The 26,359-nt window shown below is 64.3% G+C and carries 23 protein-coding genes; 14 read left to right on the forward strand and 9 right to left on the reverse strand.

What is annotated here, in order from left to right; translation table 11 throughout:
* Positions 1-7: 7 nt before the first annotated feature.
* Both ACJRW5_RS20715 and ACJRW5_RS20720 read right to left on the reverse strand, forming a co-directional pair.
* A complete protein-coding gene (locus tag ACJRW5_RS20715; RefSeq protein ID WP_484572373.1) occupies positions 8-610 on the reverse strand; it encodes a LysE/ArgO family amino acid transporter in 603 nt (200 codons plus the stop codon).
* A complete protein-coding gene (locus ACJRW5_RS20720; protein ID WP_484572374.1) occupies positions 610-1,023 on the reverse strand; it encodes an ACT domain-containing protein in 414 nt (137 codons plus the stop codon). Before ACJRW5_RS20720 ends, ACJRW5_RS20715 begins: the two co-directional genes overlap by 1 nt.
* A gap of 93 nt (positions 1,024-1,116) precedes the next feature.
* On the opposite strand from ACJRW5_RS20720, the gene ACJRW5_RS20725 reads away from it, so the two are divergent.
* Complete coding sequence (locus ACJRW5_RS20725) at positions 1,117-2,016, forward strand: LysR family transcriptional regulator ArgP (protein WP_484572375.1); 900 nt, start codon at positions 1,117-1,119, stop codon at positions 2,014-2,016.
* Between the two features lie 110 nt (positions 2,017-2,126).
* Entirely contained in the window at positions 2,127-3,125 is a 999-nt protein-coding gene (locus ACJRW5_RS20730; RefSeq protein ID WP_484572376.1) for an NAD-dependent epimerase/dehydratase family protein, read from the forward strand.
* Here ACJRW5_RS20730 and ACJRW5_RS20735 read toward each other — a convergent pair.
* Entirely contained in the window at positions 3,116-3,403 is a 288-nt protein-coding gene (locus ACJRW5_RS20735) for a hypothetical protein (RefSeq protein WP_484572377.1), read from the reverse strand. The genes ACJRW5_RS20730 and ACJRW5_RS20735 overlap by 10 nt on opposite strands.
* Before the next feature lie 350 nt (positions 3,404-3,753).
* Here ACJRW5_RS20735 and ACJRW5_RS20740 point away from each other — a divergent pair, with 350 nt between their 5' ends.
* Positions 3,754-4,608 (forward strand): ATPase, encoded by an 855-nt coding sequence (locus ACJRW5_RS20740; protein WP_484572378.1) that lies wholly within the window; start codon positions 3,754-3,756, stop codon positions 4,606-4,608.
* A gap of 102 nt (positions 4,609-4,710) precedes the next feature.
* Here the strand turns inward: ACJRW5_RS20740 and ACJRW5_RS20745 are convergent, their stop codons facing one another.
* Positions 4,711-5,760 (reverse strand): alkene reductase, encoded by a 1,050-nt coding sequence (locus ACJRW5_RS20745; RefSeq protein WP_484572379.1) that lies wholly within the window; start codon positions 5,758-5,760, stop codon positions 4,711-4,713.
* Between the two features lie 16 nt (positions 5,761-5,776).
* Complete coding sequence (locus ACJRW5_RS20750; RefSeq protein ID WP_484572429.1) at positions 5,777-6,079, reverse strand: ArsR/SmtB family transcription factor; 303 nt, start codon at positions 6,077-6,079, stop codon at positions 5,777-5,779.
* A gap of 126 nt (positions 6,080-6,205) precedes the next feature.
* Between ACJRW5_RS20750 and ACJRW5_RS20755 the strand changes: the two genes are divergently transcribed.
* The gene (locus tag ACJRW5_RS20755; protein WP_484572380.1) at positions 6,206-6,790 is read left to right on the forward strand and encodes an acyl carrier protein phosphodiesterase; all 585 of its coding nucleotides are present in this window, start codon (positions 6,206-6,208) and stop codon (positions 6,788-6,790) included.
* A gap of 174 nt (positions 6,791-6,964) precedes the next feature.
* Here ACJRW5_RS20755 and ACJRW5_RS20760 read toward each other — a convergent pair whose 3' ends face one another.
* Positions 6,965-9,682 carry a cation-transporting P-type ATPase gene (locus ACJRW5_RS20760; protein WP_484572381.1) on the reverse strand — a complete coding sequence of 906 codons (2,718 nt, stop codon included), beginning with the start codon at positions 9,680-9,682 and terminating at the stop codon, positions 6,965-6,967.
* Positions 9,683-9,859: 177 nt separating this feature from the next.
* Here ACJRW5_RS20760 and ACJRW5_RS20765 point away from each other — a divergent pair, with 177 nt between their 5' ends.
* Positions 9,860-10,708, forward strand: coding sequence for a universal stress protein (locus ACJRW5_RS20765; protein WP_484572382.1), 849 nt, complete (start codon positions 9,860-9,862; stop codon positions 10,706-10,708).
* Between the two features lie 17 nt (positions 10,709-10,725).
* Here the strand turns inward: ACJRW5_RS20765 and ACJRW5_RS20770 are convergent, their stop codons facing one another.
* Entirely contained in the window at positions 10,726-11,499 is a 774-nt protein-coding gene (locus ACJRW5_RS20770) for a lysophospholipid acyltransferase family protein (protein WP_484572383.1), read from the reverse strand.
* Positions 11,500-11,606: 107 nt separating this feature from the next.
* Positions 11,607-12,338, reverse strand: a complete 732-nt coding sequence (olsB, locus tag ACJRW5_RS20775) for an L-ornithine N(alpha)-acyltransferase (RefSeq protein WP_484572384.1) — start codon at positions 12,336-12,338, stop codon at positions 11,607-11,609.
* A gap of 147 nt (positions 12,339-12,485) precedes the next feature.
* Here olsB and ACJRW5_RS20780 point away from each other — a divergent pair, with 147 nt between their 5' ends.
* The 9 genes from ACJRW5_RS20780 to ACJRW5_RS20820 all read left to right on the forward strand — a co-directional run bounded on the left by ACJRW5_RS20780 (position 12,486) and on the right by ACJRW5_RS20820 (position 24,617).
* On the forward strand, positions 12,486-13,376 hold the full coding sequence (locus ACJRW5_RS20780; RefSeq protein ID WP_484572385.1) for an acyl-CoA dehydrogenase: 891 nt from the start codon (positions 12,486-12,488) through the stop codon (positions 13,374-13,376).
* A 66-nt stretch (positions 13,377-13,442) separates the two neighbouring features.
* On the forward strand, positions 13,443-14,228 hold the full coding sequence (locus ACJRW5_RS20785; RefSeq protein WP_484572386.1) for an oxygen-binding di-iron domain-containing protein: 786 nt from the start codon (positions 13,443-13,445) through the stop codon (positions 14,226-14,228).
* Positions 14,229-14,311: 83 nt separating this feature from the next.
* Positions 14,312-15,430, forward strand: a complete 1,119-nt coding sequence (locus tag ACJRW5_RS20790) for a serine hydrolase domain-containing protein (protein ID WP_484572387.1) — start codon at positions 14,312-14,314, stop codon at positions 15,428-15,430.
* Entirely contained in the window at positions 15,427-15,747 is a 321-nt protein-coding gene (locus tag ACJRW5_RS20795) for an amidase (RefSeq protein WP_484572388.1), read from the forward strand. Before ACJRW5_RS20790 ends, ACJRW5_RS20795 begins: the two co-directional genes overlap by 4 nt.
* Positions 15,748-16,027: 280 nt before the next feature.
* Positions 16,028-17,182 carry a phospholipase D-like domain-containing protein gene (locus ACJRW5_RS20800; protein ID WP_484572389.1) on the forward strand — a complete coding sequence of 385 codons (1,155 nt, stop codon included), beginning with the start codon at positions 16,028-16,030 and terminating at the stop codon, positions 17,180-17,182.
* Positions 17,183-17,369: 187 nt separating this feature from the next.
* Positions 17,370-18,386: an alpha/beta fold hydrolase gene (locus tag ACJRW5_RS20805; protein WP_484572390.1), complete on the forward strand. Its 1,017-nt coding sequence runs from the start codon at positions 17,370-17,372 to the stop codon at positions 18,384-18,386.
* Positions 18,387-18,659: 273 nt separating this feature from the next.
* Positions 18,660-20,453 (forward strand): DUF1302 domain-containing protein, encoded by a 1,794-nt coding sequence (locus ACJRW5_RS20810; RefSeq protein ID WP_484572391.1) that lies wholly within the window; start codon positions 18,660-18,662, stop codon positions 20,451-20,453.
* 27 nt (positions 20,454-20,480) lie between these two features.
* The gene (locus ACJRW5_RS20815; protein ID WP_484572392.1) at positions 20,481-21,848 is read left to right on the forward strand and encodes a DUF1329 domain-containing protein; all 1,368 of its coding nucleotides are present in this window, start codon (positions 20,481-20,483) and stop codon (positions 21,846-21,848) included.
* 156 nt (positions 21,849-22,004) lie between these two features.
* Positions 22,005-24,617 (forward strand): LuxR C-terminal-related transcriptional regulator, encoded by a 2,613-nt coding sequence (locus ACJRW5_RS20820; protein ID WP_484572393.1) that lies wholly within the window; start codon positions 22,005-22,007, stop codon positions 24,615-24,617.
* Positions 24,618-24,828: 211 nt separating this feature from the next.
* Here the strand turns inward: ACJRW5_RS20820 and ACJRW5_RS20825 are convergent, their stop codons facing one another.
* A complete protein-coding gene (locus ACJRW5_RS20825; RefSeq protein WP_484572394.1) occupies positions 24,829-26,172 on the reverse strand; it encodes a short-chain fatty acid transporter in 1,344 nt (447 codons plus the stop codon).
* Positions 26,173-26,359 lie beyond the last annotated feature (187 nt).

Raw genomic sequence — 26,359 nt, forward strand, 5'->3', positions numbered from 1 at the left:
TGCGTGATTACAGCGCGCCGAGGATCAGTTGTGCGGCCACTGTGAACATCATCACCGCCACGCCCAGGTCGATCAGTCGCCAGGTCAGTGGGCGGGCCAGCCAGGGCGCGAGCCACGCCGCGCCGAGTGCCAGGGCGCTGAACCACAGCAGCGACGCGCTGGCAGCGCCAGCTGCATAGGCGCCAGGTGCGGGCTGTTGGGCGCCCAGCGAGCCAATCAGCAGCACCGTATCCAGGTAAACGTGCGGATTGAGCAGGGTGACCGCCAGTGCGGCGAGCATCACCGCACGCAGTGAGCGTGGCTCGAGGCTGGCAGCCTGCAGCGACTGTGGGCGTGCGGCGCGCAGCAGCGCCTGGCTGCCGTACCCGATCAGGAAGGCTGCGCCGCCCCAGCGGGCGATGGCCAGCAGCGTCGGGCTCTGCGCCAGCAGAGTGGCCAGACCGAATACGCCGGCTGCGACCAGCAGCGCATCGCAGAGAATGCACAGGGCCGCCACCGGCAGATGATGTTCCCGACGCAGGCTCTGCGCCAGGACGAAGGCGTTCTGTGCGCCGATGGCCATGATCAGGCCGATGGCGACGAGCAGGCCGTTGCTGTAGCTCTGCCACATCAGGCGGGCTCCGGCGTGGACGCAGCTGACAGGGCGTGCAAGGTGGACAGCGCGCGTTCAGCGCTTTCGCTGGCCACGAAGATGTGGTCGTGGTGAAAGCCGGCGACCACATTGCAGCTGATACCGGCTTGCGCCAGGGCAGCGGAGAAGGATGCAGTGAGGCCTACGGCTGCCAGCGACGAATGCACTTCAAGGGTGATCCAGGCCGCTACGTAGTCATAGTCCAGGCCATGAACATCGGCGACGGCCCGCGGCAGTACCAGGGTCAGGCCCTCGAGCTCGCGCACGCTGACCAGTGGTTGCAGGGAGCTGCAGTCATGATCGTCGGCAACGCAACAGAATACGTACTGACCTGGGTTGAGGTGCGGCGTCATGCTGTGCAGCAGTTTTGCGAGGTTGGTTTCGCCGGCCATGGCGGGCTCCTGATCGAGTGAATGCTGGCGAGTCTGCTGTGTATGGGTATATAAGAGAAACAAATATTGTTGATCAGGCATTAGGAAAATCGATTGTTCGATTACAAACTTCTGGCCGCCCTGGCTGCAGTGGTTGAGCAGGCCGGTTTCGAGCGTGCCGCCCAGGTGCTGGGCCTGTCGCAGTCGGCGGTGTCGCAGCGCGTCAAGTTGCTCGAGGCGCGGGTGGGTCAGCCGGTGCTGGTGCGCGCCACGCCGCCCACGCCAACCGAGACCGGCCGGCGTCTGCTCAACCATGTGCAGCAGGTGCGCCTGCTCGAGCGGGATTTGCAGGTTCAGGTGCCAGGGCTGGACGAGCAGGCTTTGCCCGAGCGTTTGCGCATCGCCCTCAACGCCGATAGCCTCGCGACCTGGTGGGCCGCGGCCACCAGCGAGTTCTGCGCCAGTCAGCGGGTGCTGATGGAGCTGGTGGTGGAGGATCAGGAGGTCGGCCTCAAACGCATGCGTGCAGGCGAGGTCGCCGGTTGTGTGTGTGCCGCCGAGCGTCCCGTGTCCGGGGCACGCAGCCTGGCTCTCGGGGCCATGCGCTACCGTGCATTGGCCAGCCCTTCGTTTATCGCCCGGCATTTCGCCTCGGGGGTGACATCTGATGCGCTGGCGCAGGCGCCGGCCATCGTCTACGGCCCGGACGATCAGTTGCAGCATCGTTACCTGGCCGGGTTCGGTATCAGCGGAGCGTTCGCCTATCACCTGTGTCCGTCATCGGAAGGCTTCGTGCGGATGGCTGAGGCCGGTCTGGGGTGGGGGTTGGTGCCGCAATTGCAGGTACGTGAGGAACTGGCCCGTGGTCGTTTGGTCGACCTGTTGCCCGAGCGCTTCATCGATGTGCCGCTTTACTGGCATCACTGGCGCAATGGCGGTGAACTGTTGGCGGGGCTGACTCAGCAGCTGCAGCGTGCGGCTGCCACGCTACTGGTCACGTCGCCCGGGCCGTGACGCGAAAGCGGGAGCGGCCCGCCGAGTCGCTGTTCTGGCCGGCAGCGACAGGGTGAGGCTGTTTTGGCGCTGCTAGAGTGCGGCAAACACAATAATGACAGGGGGATGTGATGAGGATTCTGGTCACCGGCGCGAGCGGTTTCATCGGTGGGCGCTTCGCTCGTTTCGCACTCGAGCAGGGCCTGATGGTCAGGGTCAACGGCCGGCGTGCGGAGGGCGTGCAGCATCTGCTCAAGCGTGGTGCCGAATTCGTGCCGGGCGATCTGGGTGATGCCGAGCTGGCGCAGATGCTGTGTCGGGATGTCGACGCCGTGGTGCACTGCGCGGGTGCGGTGGGCGTCTGGGGCGACTATGCGCATTTTCATCAGGCCAATGTGACAGTGACCGAAAATATCGTCGAGGCCTGCCTGAAGCAGAAGGTTCGGCGCCTGGTGCACCTGTCCTCACCGTCGATCTACTTCGATGGCCGCAGCCATGTCGATATCCGCGAAGAGCAGGTGCCCAAGCGCTTCTCCGATCATTACGGCAAGACCAAGTATCTGGCCGAGCAGCAGGTGTTCGCTGCCCAGGAGTTCGGCCTGGAAGTGATTGCCCTGCGTCCGCGCTTCGTCACCGGTGCTGGCGATACCAGCATCTTCCCGCGGCTGATCGGTATGCAGCGCAAGGGGCGCCTGGCGATCATCGGCAATGGCCTGAACAAGGTCGACTTCACCAGCGTGCATAACCTCAATGCCGCGCTGCTCAGTGCGCTGCAGGTCAATGGGGCGGCGCTCGGCCAGGTCTATAACATCAGCAACGGCACGCCGGTACCGCTGTGGGATGTGGTCAATTACGTGTTGCGCAGGTTGGAGCTGCCAGCGGTCACGCGGCACATGCCATTCGCACTGGCCTATGCCGCCGCCTCGCTCAACGAAGGCGTCTGCCGGACTCTGCCGGGACGACCCGAGCCGGGGCTGTTCCGCCTCGGGGTCGCGGTGATGGCCAGGGATTTCTCGCTGAACATCGATCGAGCACGTGAGTTTCTCGGCTACGAGCCGACGGTGAGTCTGTGGGATGCGCTGGATGAGTTCTGCACCTGGTGGCAGGTGCAGGGTGGCGCTCAGGCGTAGATGCGCTGGCCGCGGTAGATGCGTACGGAGCCGGTGGGGGCGCTGGCGGGGCGCTCGACAGCGGCCAGTGGCATGACGTTGCTTCGTTGTGGCTGATCCGAGAGTTCTGCCAGGCGCTGGCCAAGGCGGCGGGTTTCTTCATCGTCGGACTTCAGGCTGCCATCGAGCATGGCGCTCACGGCGTCAACCTGACTCAGGCGGATGTCCACTTCTTGCTCGTCACGCAGGCGGCGTCGCAGTGCTTTCATGCAATCGAGTACTTCTTTGTTCAGTTCCATCGCCACTTCCCCCGGTTGGTTGAAGGGTCACGGTGCATGGCATTCCTCTCCGTCCGTAACCTTACCAGCCGTGTCCTGTCGGCTGGGAAACCTGTTTTTCTGCTGCAGAACTTTCAGGCCGTCTGCTGGCTTGTGAGCGACGCCCGGTAGGCGTTTCACGACAGGATGAAAAGCAAAGTGCGTACCAGTTCAAATTTGCTGGAACTGCTGTGGCTCTGCGCAGGTCGATGGCCCTGTTGCGCTCCTCGTCGGTGCGCCGTGCACCTGTGTGGCGCGACGCTGAAGGTGCAATGGCGAATCGGTATACTGCGCGGCATTTCCGTTTATCCGTTTCAACCATAGGTCCGACCATGCGTAACGACGCCAATGACGAGCTCGACAATCTGCCCAGCCTGACCCCCGAGCGCCGTGAGGATTTCGCCGACGTGCACGACGAGCCGGCATCGCCGCGCAGCAGTCGCGCCAGCACCAGCAAGGCGCCTGTGGTCAAGGGGCCCAGTACCGGCCCGTTGTGGGCGCTGGTCGGGGCGCTGAGCTTCGCATTGGCCGGCTTGGGATGGTGGAGCCTGCAGCAGATCGGGCTGATGGAGCAGCGTCTGGTGGCGACCCAGGAAAGCTTCGCGCGTATCAGCGAGGAAGCGGCAGGGCGAATTCAGGACATTTCCGGCAAGGTGGTGGCGACAGAGTCCAGCGTCACCACCGGCAGCGAAGCGCTCAAACTGCAGGTCAAACAGCTGGAGAACCGCCTGGCCGAGCTGACCAAGCAACAGCAGCAGGGCGCGACGGCACAAACGGCTCTGGACAAGCGTGTGGAACAGCTTGGCAGTGAGCTGAAGGCAGGCATTGGGGCCAGCGCCGAGGTCGACAAGCGCCTGCAGGCGCTCACCACCGAGCAGGCCGCCCTGAAGACGGCGCAGGGCGATGCCAAGGCGGCGCAGGCAGAACTGGCCAAGCTGGACACTCGTATCAAGACGCTCAGCGCTGATATCCAGACGCTGCAGAAACAGGGCGATCCGAGCCAGTCCATTCGCAGCCTGGAGCAGGATCTGCTGGTACTGCGCAGTGAAATGGACAACCGTCCGGCGCCAGCCAGCGCTGGTCCGAATACAGCCGAGTTCGACGCCTTCCGCGCGCAGATGACGCGCAACATCAATACGCTGCAAAGCCAGGTGATCAACCTGCAGCAGCAGATCGATCAGCGCTGAGTCTTTCGCCGGATCAACCAACGCCCCGCATTGCGGGGCGTTTTTATTGGAGCACGGTTAAAGCCCCTCCCACAGCTGTCATGCCTCGGGAGGGGCTGGCGATTACAGGCGCGGGTAGTCGATGTAACCGACCGGGCCGGCACCATAGAAGGTTTCCGGGTGCGGCGGGTTCAGCGCTGCATCCTGCTCCAGACGTGCCGGCAGATCAGGGTTGGCGATGAAGGGAATACCAAAGGCCACAGCGTCGGCCTTGCCTTCGGCCAGCCAGGCATTGGCCTGGTCCTTGGTGAAGCGCTCGTTGGCGATGAATACCCCGCCGAACTCTTTCTTCAATTGTGGCGACAGGCTGTCGTCACCTTCCTTCTCGCGGGCGCAGATGAAGGCGATGCCACGCTTGCCCAGTTCGCGGGCCACGTAGCCGAAGGTCTCGGCGCGGTTGGCATCGCCCATGTCGTGCGAGTCGGCACGCGGCGCCAGATGCACGCCGACACGGCCAGCGCCCCACACGGAGATGGCGGCGTCGGTCACTTCCAGCAGCAGGCGGGCACGGTTCTCCAGGCTGCCACCGTAGCGGTCGCTGCGCTGGTTGGTGCTGCTCTGCAGGAACTGGTCGAGCAGGTAGCCATTGGCACCGTGGATTTCCACACCGTCAAAGCCGGCGGCCATGGCGTTCTCGGCGCCCTGGCGATAGGCCTCGACGATATCGCCGATCTCTTCGGTTTCCAGGGCGCGCGGGGTCACGTAATCCTTGATCGGGCGCACCAGGCTGACATGCCCGGCCGGCTGGATGGCGCTCGGTGCCACCGGCAGCTCGCCATCGAGGTAGATCGGGTCGGAAATGCGCCCCACGTGCCACAGCTGCAGCACGATCTTGCCACCATTGGCATGGACCGCCTGGGTGACGTTGCTCCAGCCGCGGATCTGCTCGTCAGACCAGATGCCGGGCGTGTTCGGGTAGCCGACGCCCATCGGCGTGACAGCGGTGGCTTCGCTGATGATCAGGCCGGCGGAGGCGCGCTGCACGTAGTACTCGGCCATCAGCGCATTGGGCACGCGGCCCTCGTCGGCGCGGCAGCGGGTCAGCGGCGCCATGATGATGCGGTTGGCGAGTTGCAGATCGCCGATCTGGATAGGGTCGAACAAGGTGGGCATGGTGTTTCCTCCGGGTTCAGAGCTGTTGGCCGAGACGCTCGACGAAGGCCTGGATCAACTCGTCGTTGCGTTTGAAGAAGTGCCACTGGCCGACCTTGCGGCTGGTCACCAGACCGGCGCGCTGCAGAGTGGTCAGATGGGCGGATACGGTGGATTGCGAAAGCCCCGTGCGCAGGAAGATCTTGCCGGCGCAGACGCCGATCTCCAGCGGGTGATCCTGTTCGGCGAAGTGCTGTTGCGGCTCCTTCAGCCAGTCGAGGATGTCGCGGCGTACGGGGTGGGCCAGGGCCTTGATGATGGCGTCGAGGTCGATATCCATGAGTATGTCGGTGTGTATCGTCATGCGGCGAACCATATATCGTCTCTGAACGATATACAGATCGATTGTTCCGATAGTCTTCATCAACCACTTCGATTGTCCGGCGCCTAGCGCTAAGCTCGCGAGATGAACTATCTGGCCCATCTGCATCTTGGCGGTAACGCTCGCCCGCAATTGCTCGGCAGCCTGTATGGCGACTTCGTCAAAGGCCCCCTGAACGGCCAATGGCCGGCCGAGATCGAGGCGGCCATTCGCTTGCACCGACGCATCGATGCCTTCACCGACAGCCACCCGCTGCAGGCGCAGGCACGCTCGCGTTTTCCCGTTGCGCGGCGGCGCATGGCCGGCATGTTGCTGGACCTGTTCTTCGACCATTGCCTGGCGCGCGACTGGCACGACTATGCCGAGCAGCCGCTCGAGCACTTCACCGGGCAGGTCTACGAGGTGCTGGCCGCCGAGCCCGAGTTGCCAGGACGCCTGGCACTGATGGCACCGCGCATGGCCGCGCAGGACTGGCTGGGCAGCTACCGCGATTTCGCCGTGCTGGAGCAGGTCATCGCCGGCATGCAGCGGCGTTTGTCGCGCCCGCAGCTGCTCGACGGCAGTCTGATCGAACTGGAGAGGCTGTACGAACCGCTCAGCGAGGACTTTCGCGCCTTCTATCCCGAGTTGATAGCCTTTGCCGAGGCGGAGCTGAATGCATCGCGATAGCGGCGGTGCGCACGGCGCACCCTACAAGGTTGCTCGGCCTCCGTAGGGTGCGCGTGCGCACCAGGGATTCGCCACTGAAGCGCCTCTCTGTTCGTCTGGAGGTGGTTGGTGATGCGCGAGCATCGTGGGAGGGGTCAGCCGCGACGACCATGACTGAAACCTGTCCTCCAGCGTTCAGGCCGCCTGCGGCTGTAGGCGCCAGTGCCGCACCAGCCATTTCTCCAGCTCCGCGATGATGAACATCGCTATCCCGGCAAGCAGCACCCGCAGCCACTCATCCGTATTCATCGCGACCGAGCTGAAGACGCGCTGCAGTGGCGGTGCATAGGTGAACAGCAGTTGCAGCAGCAAGCAGATGCCGATGGTCAGCAATACTGCTGGGTTGCCCAGCAATCCCTCACGGCTGAGCACCGGGCCGAGCAGGCTGCGGCTGCTGAACAGGTAGAAGATTTCGCACATAACCACCGCATTGACCGCGATGGTGCGGGCGCTTTCCAACGGGTTGCCACGCTGCAGTTCCCAGAGAAACAGACCGATACCGGCACCGGCAATGAGGACCGAGATCATCAGCACGCGCCAGACGAAAAAGGCCGACAGCAGCGGCTCATCCGGGGCCCGTGGTGCTCGGTTCATCAGGCCTCGCTCGCTGGGTTCGAAAGCCAGGGCGAGGCCCAGGGTGCTGGAGGTGACCATGTTGATCCACAGCACCTGCGCCGGCGTCAGTGGCAGCACCACCTGAAAGAGAATGGCGAAGATCACGATCAGGGCCTGACCTCCGTTGGTGGGCAAGGCGAAGAGGATGAATTTCTTCAGGTTGTCGTAAATGGCCCGGCCTTCACGCACCGCGCCGGCGATGGTGGCGAAATTGTCGTCAGCCAGCACCACTTCGGCTGCCTCCTTGGCCGCCTCCGTGCCCTTGTTGCCCATGGCAACGCCAACATCGGCACGCTTGAGCGCCGGCGCATCGTTGACGCCGTCGCCGGTCATCGCCACCACTTCGCCGCTGTCCTGCATGGCCTGCACCAGGCGCAACTTGTGTTCGGGGCTGGCCCGGGCGAAGACCTCGACGCCCGGCAGTACCTCACGCAGGCGGCGGTCATCGAGCAGTTCCAGTTCGGCACCCGTCATGGCCGGCAGGCCGACGCCAATGCCCAGCTGGGCGCCAATGGCGCGCGCTGTTTCGGCGTGGTCGCCGGTGATCATCTTCACCCGGATGCCCGCGCGCTGGCATTGCGCGACGGCGGCGATCGCCTCTTCACGGGGCGGGTCGATGATGCCGACCAGGGCGAGCAGGGTCAGGCCGCTTTCCACATCCGCGAAGTTCAGCGTGCGCTGGTCGGCTGCGGCCGGTTTGCTGGCCAGAGCCAGCAGGCGCAGACCGCGAGCCGCCAGGTCGGTGGCCTGGCGCCGCCAGTAGTCGGCGTCCAGCGCTGCGCAGCTGCCATCGGCCATGCGCTGCGCCGTGCACATTTCCAGCAGACGCTCCGGCGCGCCCTTGAGGTAGACCTGGCCATGACCGGTATGGTCGTGATGCAGGGTAGCCATGAAGCGATGTTCGGACTCGAACGGAATCGCGTCGCTACGCGGAAGCTGTGCGTGCAGGGCCTGGATGTCGAGGCCGCTCTTCAACGCCAGGGTGAGCAGGGCGCCTTCGGTCGGGTCGCCATGCAGGTTCCAGTTATTGCGTTCGTCCTGTTCCAGCCGGGCGTCGTTGCACAGTTGCGCGGCGCGGGCGATTTCCAGCAGTTCGGCATCCGGCTCGCGCAGCTTGCCATCCAGATGGAAGGCCCCCTCCGGTGCATAGCCGACGCCGCTGACATCAAGGATGCGTTCGGCGCTGACCACGCGCTGCACGGTCATCTCGTTGCGGGTCAGGGTGCCGGTCTTGTCCGAGCAGATCACGGTTACCGAGCCGAGGGTTTCCACTGCCGGCAAGCGCCGCACAATGGCGTTCTGCCCGGCCATGCGCTGCACGCCGAGCGCCAGGATCACCGTCATGATGGCCGGTAGCCCCTCGGGAATCGCCGAGGCGGTCAGGGCGATCACCATCATGAACATGTCGCCTGGCTCCTGCCCGTGCCACAGCGTGCCGAGGATGAAGGTGGCCAGTGCCAGGATCAGGATGATCACCGCCAGCCAGCGGCTGAAATGTTCGATCTGCCGCAGCAGCGGGGTGGACAGCGCCTGCACCTGTTGCAGCATGGCGCCGATACGCCCCAGTTCGGTGTCGGCGCCGGTGGCGACCACCAGGCCACTGGCCTGACCGCTGCTGATCAGGGTGCCGGAATAGGCCATGCAGCGTCGGTCACCGAGAGCGGCGTCCTTGCTGCAGTGGGCCACGGACTTTTCCACGGGTAGCGATTCGCCGGTCAATGCCGCTTCTTCCACCAGCAGGTTCTTCACGCTGAGCAGGCGCAGGTCGGCGGGCACCTTGTCACCCGAGACCAGCAACACCACATCGCCAGGGACCAATTGCTCGGCATCGATTTCGCGCCGCTCGCCGTCTCTCATCACCATGGCGCGGGGGGAAAGCATGTCGCGTATGGCGTCCAGGGCGCTTTCCGCCTTGCCCTCCTGGATGAAACCGATGAGCACGTTGATCAGCACCGCGGCCAGAATGACGGCCATGTCCACCCAGTGACCGAGCAGGGCGGCGATCAAGGCCGCCGCCAGCATCAGGTAGAGCAGGACGTTGTGAAATTGATAGAGCAGTCGTAGCAGTGGCCCGCGGCGCTTCGGCGGTGGAAGGCGGTTGGCGCCGTGCTGCTGCAGGCGTGCCTGCGCTTCGCCTGCATCGAGCCCGCTGGCGCTGCTGCTCTGAGCGTCGAGTGCTTGTTGTGCAGTCAATTCGTGCCAGGCGCGGTCAGTATCTGCAGAGGGGCGGTTATCCATGGGGCGAGTCTCCTTGAATGGGCCGGCTACATTGGCTGGCTACCGCACCTGGCGGTCGAGCGTAGGGTCATGACTACCCTAGTTGGCTTTACCGCGTCCGACCTGACTTGCATCAAGGAGTGGGGTATCGGGAGAAGCTTGAATGTAACGCGGTGTTAAACCCATGGAGGAAACGAGATGATCAATATTCTGGTAGCGACCGATCTATCCGAACGCTCGGCGCATGCGGTGCAGCGAGCCGTGCAACTGATCCGTCACCAGGGTGGTGGCGAATGGTGCCTGCTACACGTGATCGATGATGACGCGCCGGCGGAAGTCGTGCAGCGCCAGGTGCAACAGGCCGAGGCTCTGCTGCAGAGTCAGGCTGAGCGACTGGCCGAGCAGGCTGGCAGCTGTCCGCGTGTGCTGGTGGCCACCGGCGAGCCCGATGCCGTCATTGTCGAAAGCGCCAAGGGCGCAGGTGTCGATCTGCTGGTAGTCGGTGCGCATCGCAAGTCTCCGGTGCGCGACTTCTTCACCGGCACCACGCTCGAGCGCGTCATTCGCAGCAGCCACCTTCCGGTCCTGCGGGTCAACGGACCGGTGACCCATGAATACCGCCACGCCGTGCTGGCGATGGATCAGTCGCGGACTTCGCAGCAGGCCTTGGTGCGTGCCCGTGAGCTGGGCCTGTTGAACGCCGAGCAGTTGCATGTCGCCAGCTCCGTGGAGCCATTGGCCGCAGGCGCGGTGATGGAGGCCGGGATCACCGCAGAAGTGCTGGAGAACCAGCAGGACATACAGCGCCAGAAGCTGACCGAGCGCCTTGCCGATGTCGGGGTGAGCCTGAGCGACGAGCGCCTGGTGGTGCAGGTCGGTTCGTCCGAGGGGGTAGTCGGTGATGTATTGCGTCAGTCCGGTGCCGATCTATTGGTACTGGGAACGCATGCTCGCGAAGGTATCTCGCGCTTCTTTCTGGGCAGTGTCGCCAGCCGTTTGCTGGCGACAATCGACCGCGATGCGCTGGTCGTCCCGCCGGTCGACTGAAGCTGCAGGACGCCGGGTCAGGCCGCTTCGGCCTGGCCCACTGGCACGTCGGGTTGCAGGGCGTCGGCGATTATGGCCTGGCTGTGACGCGCCAGTTCGTTGCGGCTGCGTGATTCGCTGGGGATGGGCGCGAGCAGGCGGATCTCCACTTCGCAGGCCGAGCTGGACAGCAGGCGCAGCAGGTGCGAGAGCATGTCGTCGTCCCCGATGAAGGGCGCTACCGTGCAGGGCTGGCCTTCGCGCAGATAGCGGATGGCCACTGGCTGCAGGGCGACGCCGCTGTCGATGGCGCTGCTCAACAAGCGAGCGTGAAAGGTGCGCACAGCCAGACCGTCGGTGGTGGTGCCTTCGGGAAAGATCAGCAGATGGTGACCTTGCTGCAGATGGCGGCTGATCTGCTGGCCGATCAGGTTGCTGTCACCCGAGCCACGGCGGATGAACAGGGTACCGGCCTTGTGCGCCAGCCAGCCGGCCACCGGCCAGGCACGCACTTCTGCCTTGGACAGGAAGGAAATCGGTTGCAGGGCGCCAAGCAGCGGAATGTCCGTCCAGGATACGTGGTTGGATACCCAGAGCATTGGCTGGCTGGGCAGTTCGCCTTCGACCCGGATACGAAATGGCAGAGCACCGGCCAGCCGTGCGAGAAACCAGCGTGTCAGGCGCTGACGCAGGGGCATCAGGTCATGCCGGACCAGGCGTTCGCACAGGCTGACGATGCCGGCCAGCAGGGCGCCGAAGGCGATCACCAGGGCCAGGTGGAAGAGGCGCAGGGAAAGACGCAGTTTGGCCATCGAGGCCTCCGCTTGAAAACCAGTGCCGGCATTATCCATGGATAGCGGCATTTGGCGATGGCCGTCGAAACTGTCTGCCGGTAGCAGCGTGCCGCTGCCGGCAGGTTTCAGACTGCAGCCTTGAAATGCCGAGCGTAGCGTGGGCACAGCTCATCGCGTTTGAGCAGGATGAACACGTCGGCCACCTGGAAGTCGCGATCCCAGCAGGGCTCGCCACAGATCTTCGCGCCCAGGCGCATGTAGGCCTTGAGCAGCGGCGGCATTTCGGCGATGACGTTGCCCGGCAGGTCCAGCTGCGGCAGTGGGTGCTTGGGTTCGGCGCGCAGATGCTCGGTGCACAGGTAGCGCTCACGCAGGCGCTGCATGATCGCTTGAGCCTGTATGCCGCCGTCGTGCATGGGAATGCTGGCGCAGCCCATCAGGTAGCGGTAGCCGCCCTCGTTGAGCACTTCGGCCAGCTCGCCCCAAAGTACGGCGATGGTGGCGCCGTTGCGGTAGGCGGTGTCGACGCAGGTGCGGCCGATTTCCAGCACCGGGCCTTCCAACCGGGTCAGCCCGTGCAGGGCGAACTCTTCCTCGCTGTAGTAGCGCCCCAGGCCGGCAGCGGCCTGATGGTCGAGCAGGCGGGTGGTAGCCACCAACTCACCGCTCTGCATGTCTCTCACGCCGATATGACGGCAATGAATGTCGTAGTCGTCCATGTCCAGACCCAGTTCGGCACCATTGAGCTTGGCGTCGAATTCCGCGCTGAACACGCGGTAGCGCAAGGCCTGAGCTTCACGCAGGGCGGCGGGGCCTTGCAGGCGTTCGGCCTGCAGACGGCGAGCGGTTTGAGTCATGCCAGATCCTCCGTGTGCCGGCTGGTTACTTGCAGCCGATCGATCTTGTTGGGCAATCTCAGGCTAGGTTGGCGTGGTGTCACCACCGTGACGCTTTTTTGATGCTTGTGTGACGGGGCCTGAGGCGCTGCTGTGAGGAGGTCTGCAATGCCTTGGTCAAACTTGTTTCAGCCCATCGACCGCCTGACGTCCGAGCAGGGTCTGGAAGATTGGTATGGGCGCCTGTTGCAGCGCCTGGGCGGCACGCCGGTTTCCTTCGAACTGGCGTTGGTCGGCGGCTTGCAGGCGGCGACGCCGGGGCTGGCCTTTCTAGCTGGTTATCAGGCAGCGTTGCGCGTGCTCTGGCCTGCAGCACCCTGGACCGCCGGCGCGCTGTGCGTGACGGAGAACCGCAGCACACGGCCAGCGGATATGAGCACGCGTATCGACGGCCTACAGATCAGCGGGCGCAAGGATTTCGTCACCGCCGCCGAATGTGCCGACTGGCTGCTGGTGGCCGCTCGCGAAGAGGCGCAGGGCGAGTCGCCGCGCCTGGCTCTCGGCGTTGTGCGTCAGGGCGCGCCAGGTGTGCGTATCGAAGCCTTGCCGGCGCTGCCGCTGATGCCCGACATCGGCCATGCTCGCCTGCACCTGGAGCAGGCGCAGGGCGAACGCTTGGCCGGCGATGGCTGGGACGACTACGTCAAACCCTTCCGTACCCTTGAAGATGTACACGTGCTGACGGCCGTGGCGGCATGGCTGTTCGGCGTGGGGCGTGAATGCGCCTGGCCTGAGCCGCTACTGCTGCGCCTGCAGGCATTGCTGGCCGGCTGCGCCGAGGTGGCGCGGCAGGCACCCAATGCGGCCAGCACGCACCTGCTGCTGGCCGGTCTGTTCGCCGAGCAGCAGGCAATGGCCAGCGAGCTGGATGCGGCGCTGGCCGCAGGGCCGGCGCACTGGGCCGAGTTGTGGGCGCGTGACAAGGGCCTGCTGCGCATTGCCGAGGCGGCGCGCAGCAAGCGCCTGGAGAAAGCGCGACGGATTGTCGCCGGCTGTTGATCCATATCAGTGCCGGCCTGCGGGCATGGGCTTAATCTGGCCTCGCGTTTCTTCCGAGAGGTTTCCATGCGCCGCGAGCCCATCGTGCTGTTCGATAACGGCAGCCACCAATGCCTGATGTTCGATGACCTGGTCAGCGGCGAGGGCGTGCAATCCAACCAGTTCCTGATCACCGATAACGAGCAGTACCTGTTGCTCGATCCGGGCGGTGACCTGACCTACACCCCACTGTCGCTGGAGTTGTCCAAGCACATCCCGGTGCAGGATCTGACCTACATCTTCGCCTCGCACCAGGACCCGGACATCATCGCCTCGCTGGACAAGTGGTTGCTGCACACCAGTGCCCGGGTGATCTGCTCCAAACTGTGGGCGCGTTTCCTGCCGCACCTGACGGCCAATTACCTGGCACTGAGTCGCGGCATCAATACTTACGACCGCATCATCGCGTTGCCGGATCGTGGTCAGAGCATTCCGTTGGGCAAGTGCAAGCTCAAGGCGGTGCCCGCGCACTTCCTGCACTCGGTGGGCAACTTTCAGCTATATGACCCGGTGAGCAAGATCCTGTTCTCCGGCGACATGGGCGCGTCGATGGTCGATGACGCCACGCCGGTGCGCGACTTCGTCAACCATGTGCCGAACATGGAGGGCTTCCACCGTCGCTACATGGCCGGCAACAAGGCCTGTCGTCTCTGGGCGGCGATGGTCCGTGAGATGGATGTGGCGATGATCGTGCCGCAGCACGGTCGGCCCTTCGTTGGCCCGGAGATGATCAGCGCCTTCCTCTACTGGATCGAGAACCTGGAATGTGGTCTCGACCTGATGGGGCCGGAGGATTACCAACTGCCCAAATGAGGGTGGGGGATGGCGGTTTCGTCGCTTCAAGCCGTCATCATGGCCGTGCTAGGGTGCGCCTCGGTCATTAACCGAGGCCCATCATGTTCACTCCTTCTCTTCGCCGGCTGAGCCTGACGCTCGTTTTCAGCTTGGCTGCCAGTACCGTCCAGGCGGAAAACTGGCCGCAACCCGACTGGCAAACACACGCTGCACCGCCGACAGCAGCCGTGGCAGAGCTGGAGCGCTACGCCTTTCCCGAGCGTGACGATGCCGGGCGTACGGGGATTCGTACCGATGCCCTGCTGGTGGTACGCGATGGGCAGATCGTCTACGAGCGGTATGCCGAGCCGACCACGGCGCAGAGCGCGCACCTAACCTGGTCGATGGCCAAGAGCCTGTTCGCCACCGTACTCGGCGTGGCCTATGGCGAAGGGCGCTTCAAGCTCGATGCGGCGGCTGCGCAGTACTACCCGGCAATGGCCGCGCACCCGCAAATCAAGATGGGCCACCTGCTCAACTGGGCGTCGGGCCTGGATTGGCAGGAAGACTACGAATATGCGCCGCTCAAATCCTCGGTGGTGGCGATGCTCTATACCCGCGGGCGCGATGACATGGCCGCGTTCACCGCCGCGCATGAGGCCGATGCCCCACCGGGTACGCGCTTTCGTTATTCCAGTGGCGACAGCAACGTTCTGGCTGCCACCCTGCGCGGCATGCTCGAGCAGCAGGCGTATGCCGATTATCCCTGGACGGCGCTGTTCGAGCCGTTGGGCATCCGCAGCGCGGCATGGGAGCGCGATGCCAGCGGTACCTTCATCGCCTCGTCCTATGCCTATCTGAGCGCGCGCGACCTGGCCCGCGTCGGTCTGCTGATGCAGCGCGGTGGGCGTTGGGGCGAGCGCCAGTTGCTACCAGCCGCCTGGGTCAACTTCGTGTCCACACCATTCGCCGGCTACCGGCCTGAGGGGTTCGCGCCGGGAGACGCCGTGCCTGGCGGGCAGTGGTGGCTCAATGTCGAGCTGCCGGGCAGCTCGCGGCCCTGGCCGGATGCTCCGCTCGACACCATCGCCGCGCTGGGCCATTGGGGGCAGGGGCTGTACGTGATGCCGGAGGAGAATCTGGTGGTGGTGCGCTATGCCGATGATCGCGACGGCAGCTTCCAGCACAACGAATTGCTCAAGCGTGTGCAGGCGGCTTTCGCCGCGGAGGTGCAGCCATGATCCGCCGTCATCCTGTGCTCAGCGTGCTGGCGCTGTTGCTCCTTGTGGCGCTGGCCTGGGCATGGTCGAACCGCGCACATCTGGCGGCCTTCCCCGACATCATCGGTGCCTACACCGCCAAGGAGTATTGCTCGTGTCGCTATGTCAGCGGCAATCCGGCCGCTTACTGTGAAGGCTATGTGCAGCAGTACGTGCCGATCAGCAGTCTGCTCGATGACGAAAGTGCCAAGCGCGTGACTGCCAGCGGTCTGGGTCGCACCCACAGCGCCGCCTGGATGGGGCCCCGTCAGGGCTGTCAGCTGCTGCCGAGCGAGTGAACCGAGAACAGGGCTGCAACACGCCGTTGTGCGCGGCAGCTCGCTTCGGGGCGGAACCTTCATCCGTGGGACAAACCGCCTCAAGTCGGGCTTTGCAAGGCTGCTGATGGCGGCTATGGTGGCCGACCGGACATGCCGTTATCCGAGCTCTCATGCGCCATTCACCGCTCCTGCCACTGCTTGCTGCCGCTGCCCGCAACGAGGCTGAGCGGGCGTGCGGCAATGCGTGGCTGAGTCGGTACCGGCAGGTCGCTCAACTCTGCGTCAGGGTGCGCTGAACATGTCGGCACGTGGCACCATCTACCCCTGGCGAGCGGGTAATCGTTTCGAGCTGCTGCGCGATGGTGCGGTGTTCTTTCCGCGTATGCTGGCGGCGATCGAAACGGCCGCGCAACAGGTGGAAGTGGAGCTCTACCTGATCGAAGACGGCCAGTGCAGCGAACGTCTGATCGATGCCCTGTGCCGCGCCACCGAGCGTGGCGTGACGGTGCGTGCGCTGTTCGATGCCTATGGCGCGGCGGGGTTGGGCGCGGTGATGCGCGAGCGTCTGCTCGTGGCAGGCGTGCAACTGCGTTGGTACAACCCGCTGCGCTGGCGCCGTGGCGTGCGCAACTTTCATCGCGATCACCGCAAGTTGCTGCTGGTGGACGGGCGCCTGGCTTATGTTGGTGGTACGGGCGCCACAGATGAGTTCTGGCTGCCCAACGAGTCCCGCAGCCCCTGGCACGAAGCCATGGTGGAAATCGAAGGGCCTCTGGTCGGCGACTGGCAGCAACTCTTCGAGCATCAATGGCGCGCACGTTTTGCCTGGCGGCCCAGGCATCAGCCGGTTCCCCTAAGTCTGCCGGACTGCCCGCCCGCAGGGCTGGGTCTGGGGCGGGTGGCCTACGCCGATGCGGCTCAGCATCGCGATATCCTGTTGTCGCTGCTGCGCGCGTTGCGCGGTGCCAAACAACGCGTCTGGCTGGCAACGCCGTACTTTCTGCCCACCTGGAAGATCCGTCGTGCGCTGCGCCGTGCGGCGGCGCGAGGCGTCGAGGTACGCCTGCTGCTGGCCGGTCGCAACACCGACCACCCTCCGGTGCGTTTCGCTGGTCAGCGCTACTACCCCAAGTTGCTCAGGGCCGGTGTGCGCATCTTCGAATATCAGCCGCGTTTCCTGCACCTGAAGATGGTGCTGGTGGACGACTGGGTCAGCGTCGGATCGTGCAACTTCGATCACTGGAACCTGCGTTTCAACCTCGACGCCAATGTCGAGGCGCTGGACCCGGATTTTACCCGGGCAGTAGCCTCCAGCTTCATCGAGGACTTCGACGTCAGCCGTGAGATTACCCTGGCGGATTGGCACCGCAGGCCCTGGTGGCGCCGCGCCCAGCAGCGGCTGTGGGGTTGGCTGGATCGCCTGGCGGTCAACCTGCTGGATCGCTGGCGCTGAGAACCGCCGCGAGCGGGCGCCTCTGTCCTGGGGCTGATGGCTCTAGAACGGGCCTTGCCGTCACATTCGGAAAACCAATGGCGGTCGTGCTCGGCCGGGCCATTGTTATAGTCCCGGGTTCTTTGCAACCGCTGCGTGACGTGTGTGACCGACACGCACGGCACAGGCCTAGACCAGGAATCCGCACGTGAACAAGACCCGTCTCATCACGGCACTGTCCGCCAGCCTACTGCCCCTTGCGCCTCTGCAGGCCGCCGAGCAAAGCGCCTATGGCCCACAGCTCGAAGGTTTCGACTATCCCCACTCGTTGCAGCGCTTCGCCTTCAGCTCGCAGCAGCAGGATTTGTCGATGGGCTTCATGGACGTCAAACCAAGCGGCAAGGCCAATGGCAGAACCGCGGTGTTGCTGCACGGCAAGAACTTCTGCGCGGCCACCTGGGAAGCGACCATCGATGTGCTGAGCGATGCCGGTTACCGGGTAATCGCCCCGGATCAGATCGGTTTCTGCAGCTCCAGCAAGCCGCGTGGCTACCAGTTCAGCTTCGGCCAACTGGCCCGCAACACCGACGCGCTGCTCGAGTCGCTGGGGGTGGAAAAGGCTACGGTCATCGGCCATTCGATGGGCGGGATGCTGGCCGCGCGCTATGCCCTCAACCATGCCGAGCGCGTCGAGAAACTGGTGCTGGTCAACCCCATCGGCCTGGAGGACTGGCAGGCCGAAGGTGTGCCATACGCGACCATCGATCAGCTCTACCAGGGCGAGTTGAACACCAGTTACGAGCGCATCAAGAACTACCAGCTGAAGTTCTATTACAACGGTGTGTGGAAACCCGAATACGACCGTTGGGTCGATATGCTCAATGGCATGTACGCAGGGCCGGGCAAGGAAATCGTCGCCTGGAACCAGGCACAGACCGCTGAAATGCTGTTTACCCAGCCGGTGGTGCACGAGTTCGCCAACATCGAGGTGCCGACCCTGCTGTTGATCGGTGGCAAGGATCGCACCGCACCGGGCGCCAACCGCGCGCCAGAACGTGTCGCCCAGCGTCTCGGCAACTACCCGGAACTGGGCCGCAAGACGGCCGAGGCGATCCCCGATGCGAAGTTGCTGGAGTGGCCCGAGCTGGGTCATTCGCCACAGGTGGAAGCACCAGCGCAGTTTCACGAGGCGCTGTTGCGCGAGCTGGCAACGAGCAGCGACTGAGCGACCTGGCAGAGCCTGGCCCCGGGCTCTGCCGCTCTCTTCAATACCTACCGTCCCGTCTTCTGGCAGCGCTCTCCAGGCTCTGTCAGCGAATAGTTCCCCACCTGCCTGATAGGCCGTCATTCAGCAAGCTGAGGTCGGCCCGCGCGCGCCCGCTGCAGGGCGCCATTCATCCTTTCGAGCGACAGGCGAAATCCCTCCTTGGTGCGCTTAACCGGTGTTCGCTCCCCGCCTAGGGTTGGCTCTGTTGTACCCAATACCTAGGAGACCCGCATGACAAGAACAACAGGGCCCGGACTATTCCAGCCGCACACCTTGGCTTTGGCCGTCGCCGTCGGTTTCGCCGCACCGGCACAGGCCGTTACCTTCAACCTGGGCGAGATCGAGGGGCAGTTCGACAGCTCGCTTTCGATCGGCGCCAGCTGGTCGATGCGCAGCCCGGATCGTGATCTGATCGGCCCCAACAATGGCGGTCAGGGACAGGCGCAGACCGGTGACGACGGCCGTCTGAACTTCAAGAAGGGCGAGACCTTCTCGAAGATCTTCAAGGGTATTCACGACCTCGAACTGCGCTACCGCGATACCGGAGTTTTCGTGCGGGGCAAGTACTGGTACGACTTCGAACTCAAGGACGAGAGCCGCCGGTTCAAGGACATCGACGACAGCAACCGCAAGGAGGGCGCGCAGTCTTCTGGGGCGGAAATCCTCGATGCGTTCCTCTACCACAACTACGCCATCGGTGATCTGCCCGGCACCGTGCGAATCGGTAAGCAGGTGGTGAGCTGGGGTGAGAGCACCTTCATCGGCAACAGCATCAACTCGATCAACCCCATCGACGTCGCGGCCTTCCGCCGTCCGGGTGCGGAGATCAAGGAAGGTCTGATTCCGGTCAACATGTTCTATGTGTCGCAGAGCCTGACCGATCAGTTGAGCATGGAGGCGTTCTACCAGTTGGAGTGGGACCAGACCGTCATCGACAACTGCGGCACCTTCTTCTCCACCGCGGATGTCGCCGCCGACGGTTGCGACAACGGCTATCACATCGGCTCTCCGGCGATTGCACCGCTGCAACCGGTTGCAGCCGCCTTCGGCCAGGGCTTCAGGGTCGACAGCGAAGGGGTGATTCTGCCGCGCGCCGGTGATCGCGATGCCCGTGACAGCGGCCAGTGGGGCGTGGCACTGCGCTGGCTGGGCGATGAGACGGAGTACGGCGCCTACTTCATGAACTACCACAGCCGTACGCCAATCGTCGGCACGCAGAATGCTGGTCTGGCGACCCTGGCCGCGCTACCCAATATCATCGCTACAGCCGAAGGCATCGTGGCCGGCAGTGGCGCCGGCCTCGCACAAAGCGTGATGCTGGGTAACGGCCGTTACTTTCTCGAATACCCGGAAGATATCCGTCTCTACGGACTGAGCTTCTCCACCACTCTGCCCACCGGCACAGCCTGGGCTGGTGAGCTCAGCTACCGGCCCAATCTGCCGCTGCAGATCAACACCACCGATATGACCCTGAGCCTGCTCAACCCCATCGCCCCCGGTACTGCGCCGGTCTCTGCGGGTGCCGGCCAGGACAATATCGGTTACCGGCGCAAGGAGGTCACCCAGCTGCAGACCACCTTCACCCACTTCTTCGATCAGGTGATGGGCGCGGGGCGTTTCACGCTGGTGGGTGAAATCGGCATGGCGCACGTGGGCGGGCTGGAGAGCCGCGAAGACATGCGCTACGGCCGTGATTCGTTGTTCGGTGCCTACGGCTTCCGTGGCGATACCCATGGCTTCGTCACCAGTACCTCCTGGGGTTACCGCGTGCGCGGCATCTGGGAGTACAGCAACGCCTTCGCCGGCGTGAACTTGAAACCGAATATCTCCTGGTCGCACGACGTCGACGGCTACGGGCCCAATGGCCTGTTCAACGAAGGCGCCAAGGCCGTGAGCATCGGTATCGATGCCGACTACCGCAATACCTACACCGCCAGCCTGTCGTACACCGACTTCTTTGGCGGCGATTACAACGTCGCGGTGGACCGCGACTTCCTGGCGCTCAGCTTCGGCGTGAGCTTCTAGGCCATCGGGACCAGTTGAGGAATACAGATGAATACAACCCTGAAGATGCTCGGCGCACTTTCCCTGAGCCTGCTGGCCGGCAGCGTGCTGGCTGCGGTCAGCCCGGATGAAGCCGCCAAGCTCGGTAACAGCCTTACCCCGTTGGGCGCGGAGATGGCCGGCAATGCTGCCGGCAGCATCCCGGCCTGGACCGGCGGCCTGGCCAGCGACGCCGGGCAGGTCGACGAGCGTGGCTACCTCAGTGATCCGTTCGCCAGTGAGCAACCCTTGTTCACCATCACCGCGCAGAATCTGGAGCAGTACCGCGATCAGCTGTCTGCCGGGCAACTGGCGATGTTCAAGCGTTATCCGGAGAGCTACCGCATGGCGGTCTATCCGAGCCATCGCAGCAGCGCGGTGCCGGACTCCATCTACGCTGCCGCCAAGACCAGCGCGGTGAAAACCGGTCTGCGCGATGGCGGCAACGGTCTGACCGGTTTTACCGACAGCCGCTACTACGCCTTCCCGATCCCGCAGAATGGTCTGGAGGTGGTGTGGAACCACATCACCCGCTATCGCGGCGGCAACCTCAAGCGCAGCATCGTTCAGGCCTCACCGCAGACCAACGGTGCCTACACCCTGGTGCATTTCGAGGACGAGGTGGCCTTCCCGGAGAACATTCCCGATGTCGATCCGGGCAAGGCTGAGAATGCGCTACTGTTCTTCAAGCAGCGGGTCACCGCACCTTCGCGTCTGGCCGGTAACGTGCTGCTGGTGCACGACTCGCTCGATCAGGTCAAGGAGCCGCGCATGGCCTGGCTCTACAACGCCGGTCAGCGCCGTGTGCGACGGGCGCCGCAGGTGGCGTACGACGGCCCGGGTACTGCCGCCGACGGTCTGCGCACCTCGGACAACTTCGACATGTTCAACGGCGCACCGGATCGTTACGACTGGAAGCTGGTGGGCAAGCGCGAAATGCTCATCCCCTACAACAACTACCGGGTCGCCATGCCGAGCGTGAAGTATGAGGACATTCTCAAGGCCGGCCACGTCAACCAGGATCTGATTCGCTACGAGTTGCACCGGGTCTGGGAAGTGGAGGCGACGCTGAAGGAAGGCGAGCGCAACATCTACGCCAAGCGCCGTTTCTATGTGGATGAGGACTCCTGGCAGATCGCCTTGTCCGAGCACTATGACGGTCGCGGTCAGCTGTGGCGTGTCGGTGAGGCCATGCTCATGCAGCAGTACGCGGAGAAGGTCCCGGTCTACGCCTTCGAGGCGCTGTACGACATCATCGCCGGACGGTACCTGGCGATCGGTATGGCCAACGAGGAAAAACGCTCGATCGAATACGGCACTCAGGCGTCAGCGAAGGACTTCACTCCCGCAGCCTTGCGCAACGCCGGCGTGCGTTGACGCGTCAGGCAATCTGACCCGGCCGGCGTCACCACAGGTGATGCCGGCCGCGGTTGCGTGAATCTTGCGCCATAAGTGTCACGGGGTGGTCACGGCTGGCTGTCGGGGTACCATCTGCGGGTGGTTCAACAATGACAAGCAGAGAGAACCGCTGCCATGCCAACCCTCGCCATCGCTCATCAGAGTGCGGTGCAGGTGCAACCTGCCGACTTGCCTCGACTGCCACCTTGCGTGGTTCCCCGTCCTTCGCTGGTTCAGCGGCTGCTGGCCAGCGAGTCACGCCTGCGCTTGCTCTGTGCCCCGGCGGGCGCCGGCAAGAGCGTACTACTGGGCCAGTGCGCACGCTCGACGCCGACTGCCATCGAGCGTGTCTGGCTCGATCTGGGCGGGCGAGGCCTGACCTCAGCGCAACTGTGCAAGCGTCTGGCTGCCGCGCTGCAGCATCAACTGCCGGCCGATGAAAGCAGCGAGGCGGCGCTGCTCGATCTGCTGCACGCACGCAGCGGCCGTCTGTGGATATTCATCGATGACTACCCCAGGGCCGAGGATGGCGAACTCGACGCCTGCCTCGATCGCCTGTTCGCGGCTTCCCCGATACAGGTGGTCTGGTGGGTCGCCAGTCGCCGTACACCGGCCTGGAACCTGCCGCGTCTGCTGCTGCAGGGGGACCTTCTGGAGCTGAAGGGCGAGGACCTGGCGATGAATGCCGATGCCCTCGAACAGCTGCTGGCGGCATTGTCGCTGGAGCTGCCCGATGACCTTCAGCGAGTCTTGCTGCGCTTCACCGAGGGTTGGTTGGCGGCGATTCGTCTGTTGCTGCTCGATGCCGATGAGGACGCGCTCAGGCAGCGCCTGCAATCGGGCTGTCCGTTGCTGCGTGACTACGTGCAGCGCGAGGTGCTCGCCGAGCTGGACGAGGAACTGCTGGGTGATCTGCATGCCCTGGCGCTATTGCCGCGCTTCTCTGCGTCACTCTGTGCGCACCTGCTGGAGGGACGCGGCGCTGACCTGCTGAACGGATTGCAGCAGCGCCAGTTGTTCGTACGCAGTCTGGACAGCACCGGCACCTGGTTTCGCCTCTGGCACCCGCTGGCGCAGGTGCTGCGCCAGCTGCCTGCCGCCTCGGCGTCCGCTTCGGTGCATGTGCGGGCGTGCCAGTGGTTCGCCCAACATGGCGACATTCGTGAAGCTGTCGAGCATGCGCTGCTGGCGGGGCAGATCGAGGTGGCGGTCAACTATCTGCAGCGTTTCAGCCAGGAGCAACTGCTGCAGGGGCATTCGGTCGCGCAGTTTCTGCAATGGCGCGAGGAACTGCCGGCCTGGTTGTTCGCCAGCTCGCCGCGGCTGATCGTGCTGCAAGCCTGGGCATTGATCATTTGCGCCCGCTTCGACGAAGCCGGTGAGTGCACCCAGGCGCTGGCGCACTTCCTGCCGCAGCCCGATGCCCGGCGTCAGCGCAAGCTGCTCGCCCAATGGCAGGCCCTCAGTGGCGTGCTGGCGCGCCAGTGTGGCCGCCGCGAGGCGCGTCAACACTGCCTGGAGGCGCTGCAGGCGCTGGATGAGAGCGGCTGGTCGCAGCGCATTCTCTGTTACCAGGCGCTGGCCCAACAGTGTCTCGCGGAGAACGCCCTGGCCCAGGCTCAGCAGGCGCTGGACGAAGGGCTGCGCCTGTCTCGTCTGCATGGCAGCCTGATCTACGAGGCACTGCTCAATACCGATCATTGCCTGCTGCTGGAAATGCGAGGTGAGGCCGGACGCGCCGCCGAACTGGCCGAACAGTCGCTGGCCTTGCTGCGTGATCGTTTCAACCATAGTCCGGTCGTCGGTCGCCTGTTGCTGTTACGCGCCAGCCTGTTGGCGCGCCAGGGCCTCGACGATGCGGCACAAATCGCCTATCGCCAAGGGCTGCAGGAAGCCGAGCACTGCGAGGACGCCTACACCATTTCCGGCTATCTGGGCTTGCTGGAGCTGGCCGAGTCACGCGGCGATGTGGATGAGGCCTACCAGTGGCTGCAGAAGGCAGAGCGCGCCATGCAGTGGTCGCATGTGCCCGAGGTACGTTATCGCTGCGTATTGCAGTTGCAGACGGGGCGACTGCTGTTGCGTCAGGAGCAGGTCGGCAGAGCACGCGAGGTGTTCGCCCAGACGCTGCAGCAGTTGCAGCAGCGCCAGCAGCTGGCTCCGTCCGGCTTCTACGACCTGTTACCGCGTCTGCGGCTCTACCTGGCCGTCAGTGATCTGCTGCTCGGCCATCGCGCCGCCGCTGAACATGCCTTGCGTCTGTTGCTGGATGAATGTCAGCTATCGGGCCATCGTAGCTTGGCCTGCGAGTGCCGTATCAGCCTGGCGGAGTGCCTGCTGCATCAGCAGCAGGACAATGCAGCCGAGGCGATGCTGGTACAGGCCCTTGATGAGGCGCGACAACTGCGTCTGTTGAGGCCGTTGCAGGAGCTGCAGCAACGGCAGCCGCAATGGCTGGAGCAGGTGCTACCGGGTGAGCCGGGCAGCGCTCTGCACCAGCGTCTGTTCGAGCCCGTCCCCGCAGTGGATGAGCCGGCCAGTGCCGGTACCGCGCTACTCAGTTCGCGTGAGCTGGCGGTGCTGCAGCTGATCGCGCAGGGACTATCGAATCAGGAGATCGCCGATCGTCTGTTCATCTCGCTGCATACAGTCAAGACTCATGCGCGGCGGATCAACGTCAAACTAGGCGTGCAACGACGCACCCAGGCGGTGGCCATGGCCAAGGCGCAGGGGCTGATGGGGGATTAAGTTAGGCACAGCCTGCTGCGCGTCGGCGCTGCTGCGTTAGAAGCAGGCTGGAGCGCCAGCCCGGTCGAATGCTCATGCACAAAAGTACACTCCGCTTGCTCGCCTCCTTCTGCCTTGCATCGCTCCAGCTCGCGAGGCTTCACAGGGAGTTGATCGCGAGAGGGTAAAAAGGGTGAGCGCTTAGCCCACCCTGTAAGGTTTCGCTGTACTGTCAGCCAAGCAAATAGAACGCGCCGCAGATCACCACGCCCGAGTACAGCAGCATGATCAGGCAGTAGCCCATGATGTCACGGGCGCCGAGGCCGACGATGCCGAGCAGCGGCAGGGCCCAGAACGGCTGGATCATGTTGGTCCAGGCATCGCCCCAGGCAATCGCCATGGCGGTGACGGTCGGCGATACGCCCAGCGCCTGAGCAGCCGGCAGCATGATCGGCCCCTGTACGGCCCACTGACCGCCGCCGGATGGCACGAACACGTTGACCACGCCAGCGCTGAGGAAGGCCAGCAGCGGGAAGGTATCGGCCGAGGACCAGGAAATGAACGTCTCGGTGATCTGCCGGCCAAGGGAAATGCCGTCGGCGTTGGCGCCCATCATCATGCCCATGATCCCGGCGTAGAAGGGGAACAGCAGAACGATGCCACCGATACCGCGCACGCTCTCATCCACGGCACGCATGTAGCGTTCCGGGGTGCCGTGCATCAGCAGGCCGCAGAACAGGAAGATCGCGATCACCACGTCCAGACCCAGGACGAAGCCCTTGTTGGCGAAGTGGTTGAACAGGTAGATGCCGGCCATGGCCACCAGCGCCAGGCCCAGAATGCGACTGTCGTCCAGGCGCTGTGCCGGCGTTTCGCGCGACGGCAGTTCGGCTTTCGACTCCACCAGCTTGGCCGGGTCGGCCACCTTGGCGCCCTGACGCGGGTGCATGGCACGGTTGAGCAGCGGCAGGCCGATTGCCAGCAACGCGACGATGGTCAGGTTGAGGGGGCTGAACAGGGTTTCGGTAATGCTTACCGGGTCGGTCAGAACGCCTGCAGTGATGCGCGCCAGATCCGGGCCGCCGGTTGCCATCGACAGCGGTACCGAGCCGGCCAGGCCGCCGTGCCAGACCAGGAAGCCCGAGTACGCCGATGCCACCAACAGCGGATAGTCGACCCCATCGACCTTGCGTGCCAGGGCGCGGGCGAACACCGCACCGATCACCAGGCCGAAGCCCCAGTTGACCCAACAGCCCAGCAGCGCCACCAGGGTGACCATGACGATGGCCTGCCCCGGTGTCCGGGCGATGCCGGCCAGGCGGTCGAGCTGGCGGTTGATGATGGGCGCACTGGCCAGGGCATGGCCGGTGACGAAGATCAGGGCCATCTGCATGGCGAAGCCGAGCAAGGTCCAGAAGCCGCCGCTCCAGTGCTGCACCATGGCCGGCAACGACTGGCCGGTGGAGAAGATACCGGCAGCCAGTACGCCAAGCGTGAGCAGGGCGGAGAACACGAAAGGCGAGGGCAGGTACTTCTGTACCAGGCCCACGCTCATGCGGGTGAGGGTGTTGAACATGCGGGGATGCCTCTTTCTTATGGTTGTGTAAGGACTTTGACCAGGCATTCTGGGTTGGCTGTGCCTGGGCGTTGCGGTGGATACGACAAAGCCCGGCACGAGGCCGAGCTGTTTGCGTAGCCCGGATGCAATCCGGGAGGTCCATGGTTTTTCTCCCCGGATTGCATCCGGGCTACCTCGTTATAAA

The sequence above is a fragment of the Pseudomonas pichavaramensis genome (genome assembly GCF_050473265.1).
Classification (GTDB): Bacteria; Pseudomonadota; Gammaproteobacteria; order Pseudomonadales; family Pseudomonadaceae; genus Aquipseudomonas.

Bases quoted from the DNA above. Each gene is read 5' to 3' on its own strand.
- ACJRW5_RS20715 (WP_484572373.1), bottom strand. From the start codon at position 610: ATGTGGCAGAGCTACAGCAACGGCCTGCTCGTCGCCATCGGCCTGATC.
- ACJRW5_RS20720 (WP_484572374.1), bottom strand. From the start codon at position 1,023: ATGGCCGGCGAAACCAACCTCGCAAAACTGCTGCACAGCATGACGCCG.
- ACJRW5_RS20730 (WP_484572376.1), top strand. From the start codon at position 2,127: ATGAGGATTCTGGTCACCGGCGCGAGCGGTTTCATCGGTGGGCGCTTC.
- ACJRW5_RS20735 (WP_484572377.1), bottom strand. From the start codon at position 3,403: ATGGAACTGAACAAAGAAGTACTCGATTGCATGAAAGCACTGCGACGC.
- ACJRW5_RS20740 (WP_484572378.1), top strand. From the start codon at position 3,754: ATGCGTAACGACGCCAATGACGAGCTCGACAATCTGCCCAGCCTGACC.
- ACJRW5_RS20745 (WP_484572379.1), bottom strand. From the start codon at position 5,760: ATGCCCACCTTGTTCGACCCTATCCAGATCGGCGATCTGCAACTCGCC.
- ACJRW5_RS20750 (WP_484572429.1), bottom strand. From the start codon at position 6,079: ATGGATATCGACCTCGACGCCATCATCAAGGCCCTGGCCCACCCCGTA.
- ACJRW5_RS20755 (WP_484572380.1), top strand. From the start codon at position 6,206: ATGAACTATCTGGCCCATCTGCATCTTGGCGGTAACGCTCGCCCGCAA.
- ACJRW5_RS20760 (WP_484572381.1), bottom strand. From the start codon at position 9,682: ATGGATAACCGCCCCTCTGCAGATACTGACCGCGCCTGGCACGAATTG.
- ACJRW5_RS20765 (WP_484572382.1), top strand. From the start codon at position 9,860: ATGATCAATATTCTGGTAGCGACCGATCTATCCGAACGCTCGGCGCAT.
- ACJRW5_RS20770 (WP_484572383.1), bottom strand. From the start codon at position 11,499: ATGGCCAAACTGCGTCTTTCCCTGCGCCTCTTCCACCTGGCCCTGGTG.
- olsB (WP_484572384.1), bottom strand. From the start codon at position 12,338: ATGACTCAAACCGCTCGCCGTCTGCAGGCCGAACGCCTGCAAGGCCCC.
- ACJRW5_RS20780 (WP_484572385.1), top strand. From the start codon at position 12,486: ATGCCTTGGTCAAACTTGTTTCAGCCCATCGACCGCCTGACGTCCGAG.
- ACJRW5_RS20785 (WP_484572386.1), top strand. From the start codon at position 13,443: ATGCGCCGCGAGCCCATCGTGCTGTTCGATAACGGCAGCCACCAATGC.
- ACJRW5_RS20790 (WP_484572387.1), top strand. From the start codon at position 14,312: ATGTTCACTCCTTCTCTTCGCCGGCTGAGCCTGACGCTCGTTTTCAGC.
- ACJRW5_RS20795 (WP_484572388.1), top strand. From the start codon at position 15,427: ATGATCCGCCGTCATCCTGTGCTCAGCGTGCTGGCGCTGTTGCTCCTT.
- ACJRW5_RS20800 (WP_484572389.1), top strand. From the start codon at position 16,028: ATGTCGGCACGTGGCACCATCTACCCCTGGCGAGCGGGTAATCGTTTC.
- ACJRW5_RS20810 (WP_484572391.1), top strand. From the start codon at position 18,660: ATGACAAGAACAACAGGGCCCGGACTATTCCAGCCGCACACCTTGGCT.
- ACJRW5_RS20815 (WP_484572392.1), top strand. From the start codon at position 20,481: ATGAATACAACCCTGAAGATGCTCGGCGCACTTTCCCTGAGCCTGCTG.
- ACJRW5_RS20820 (WP_484572393.1), top strand. From the start codon at position 22,005: ATGCCAACCCTCGCCATCGCTCATCAGAGTGCGGTGCAGGTGCAACCT.
- ACJRW5_RS20825 (WP_484572394.1), bottom strand. From the start codon at position 26,172: ATGTTCAACACCCTCACCCGCATGAGCGTGGGCCTGGTACAGAAGTAC.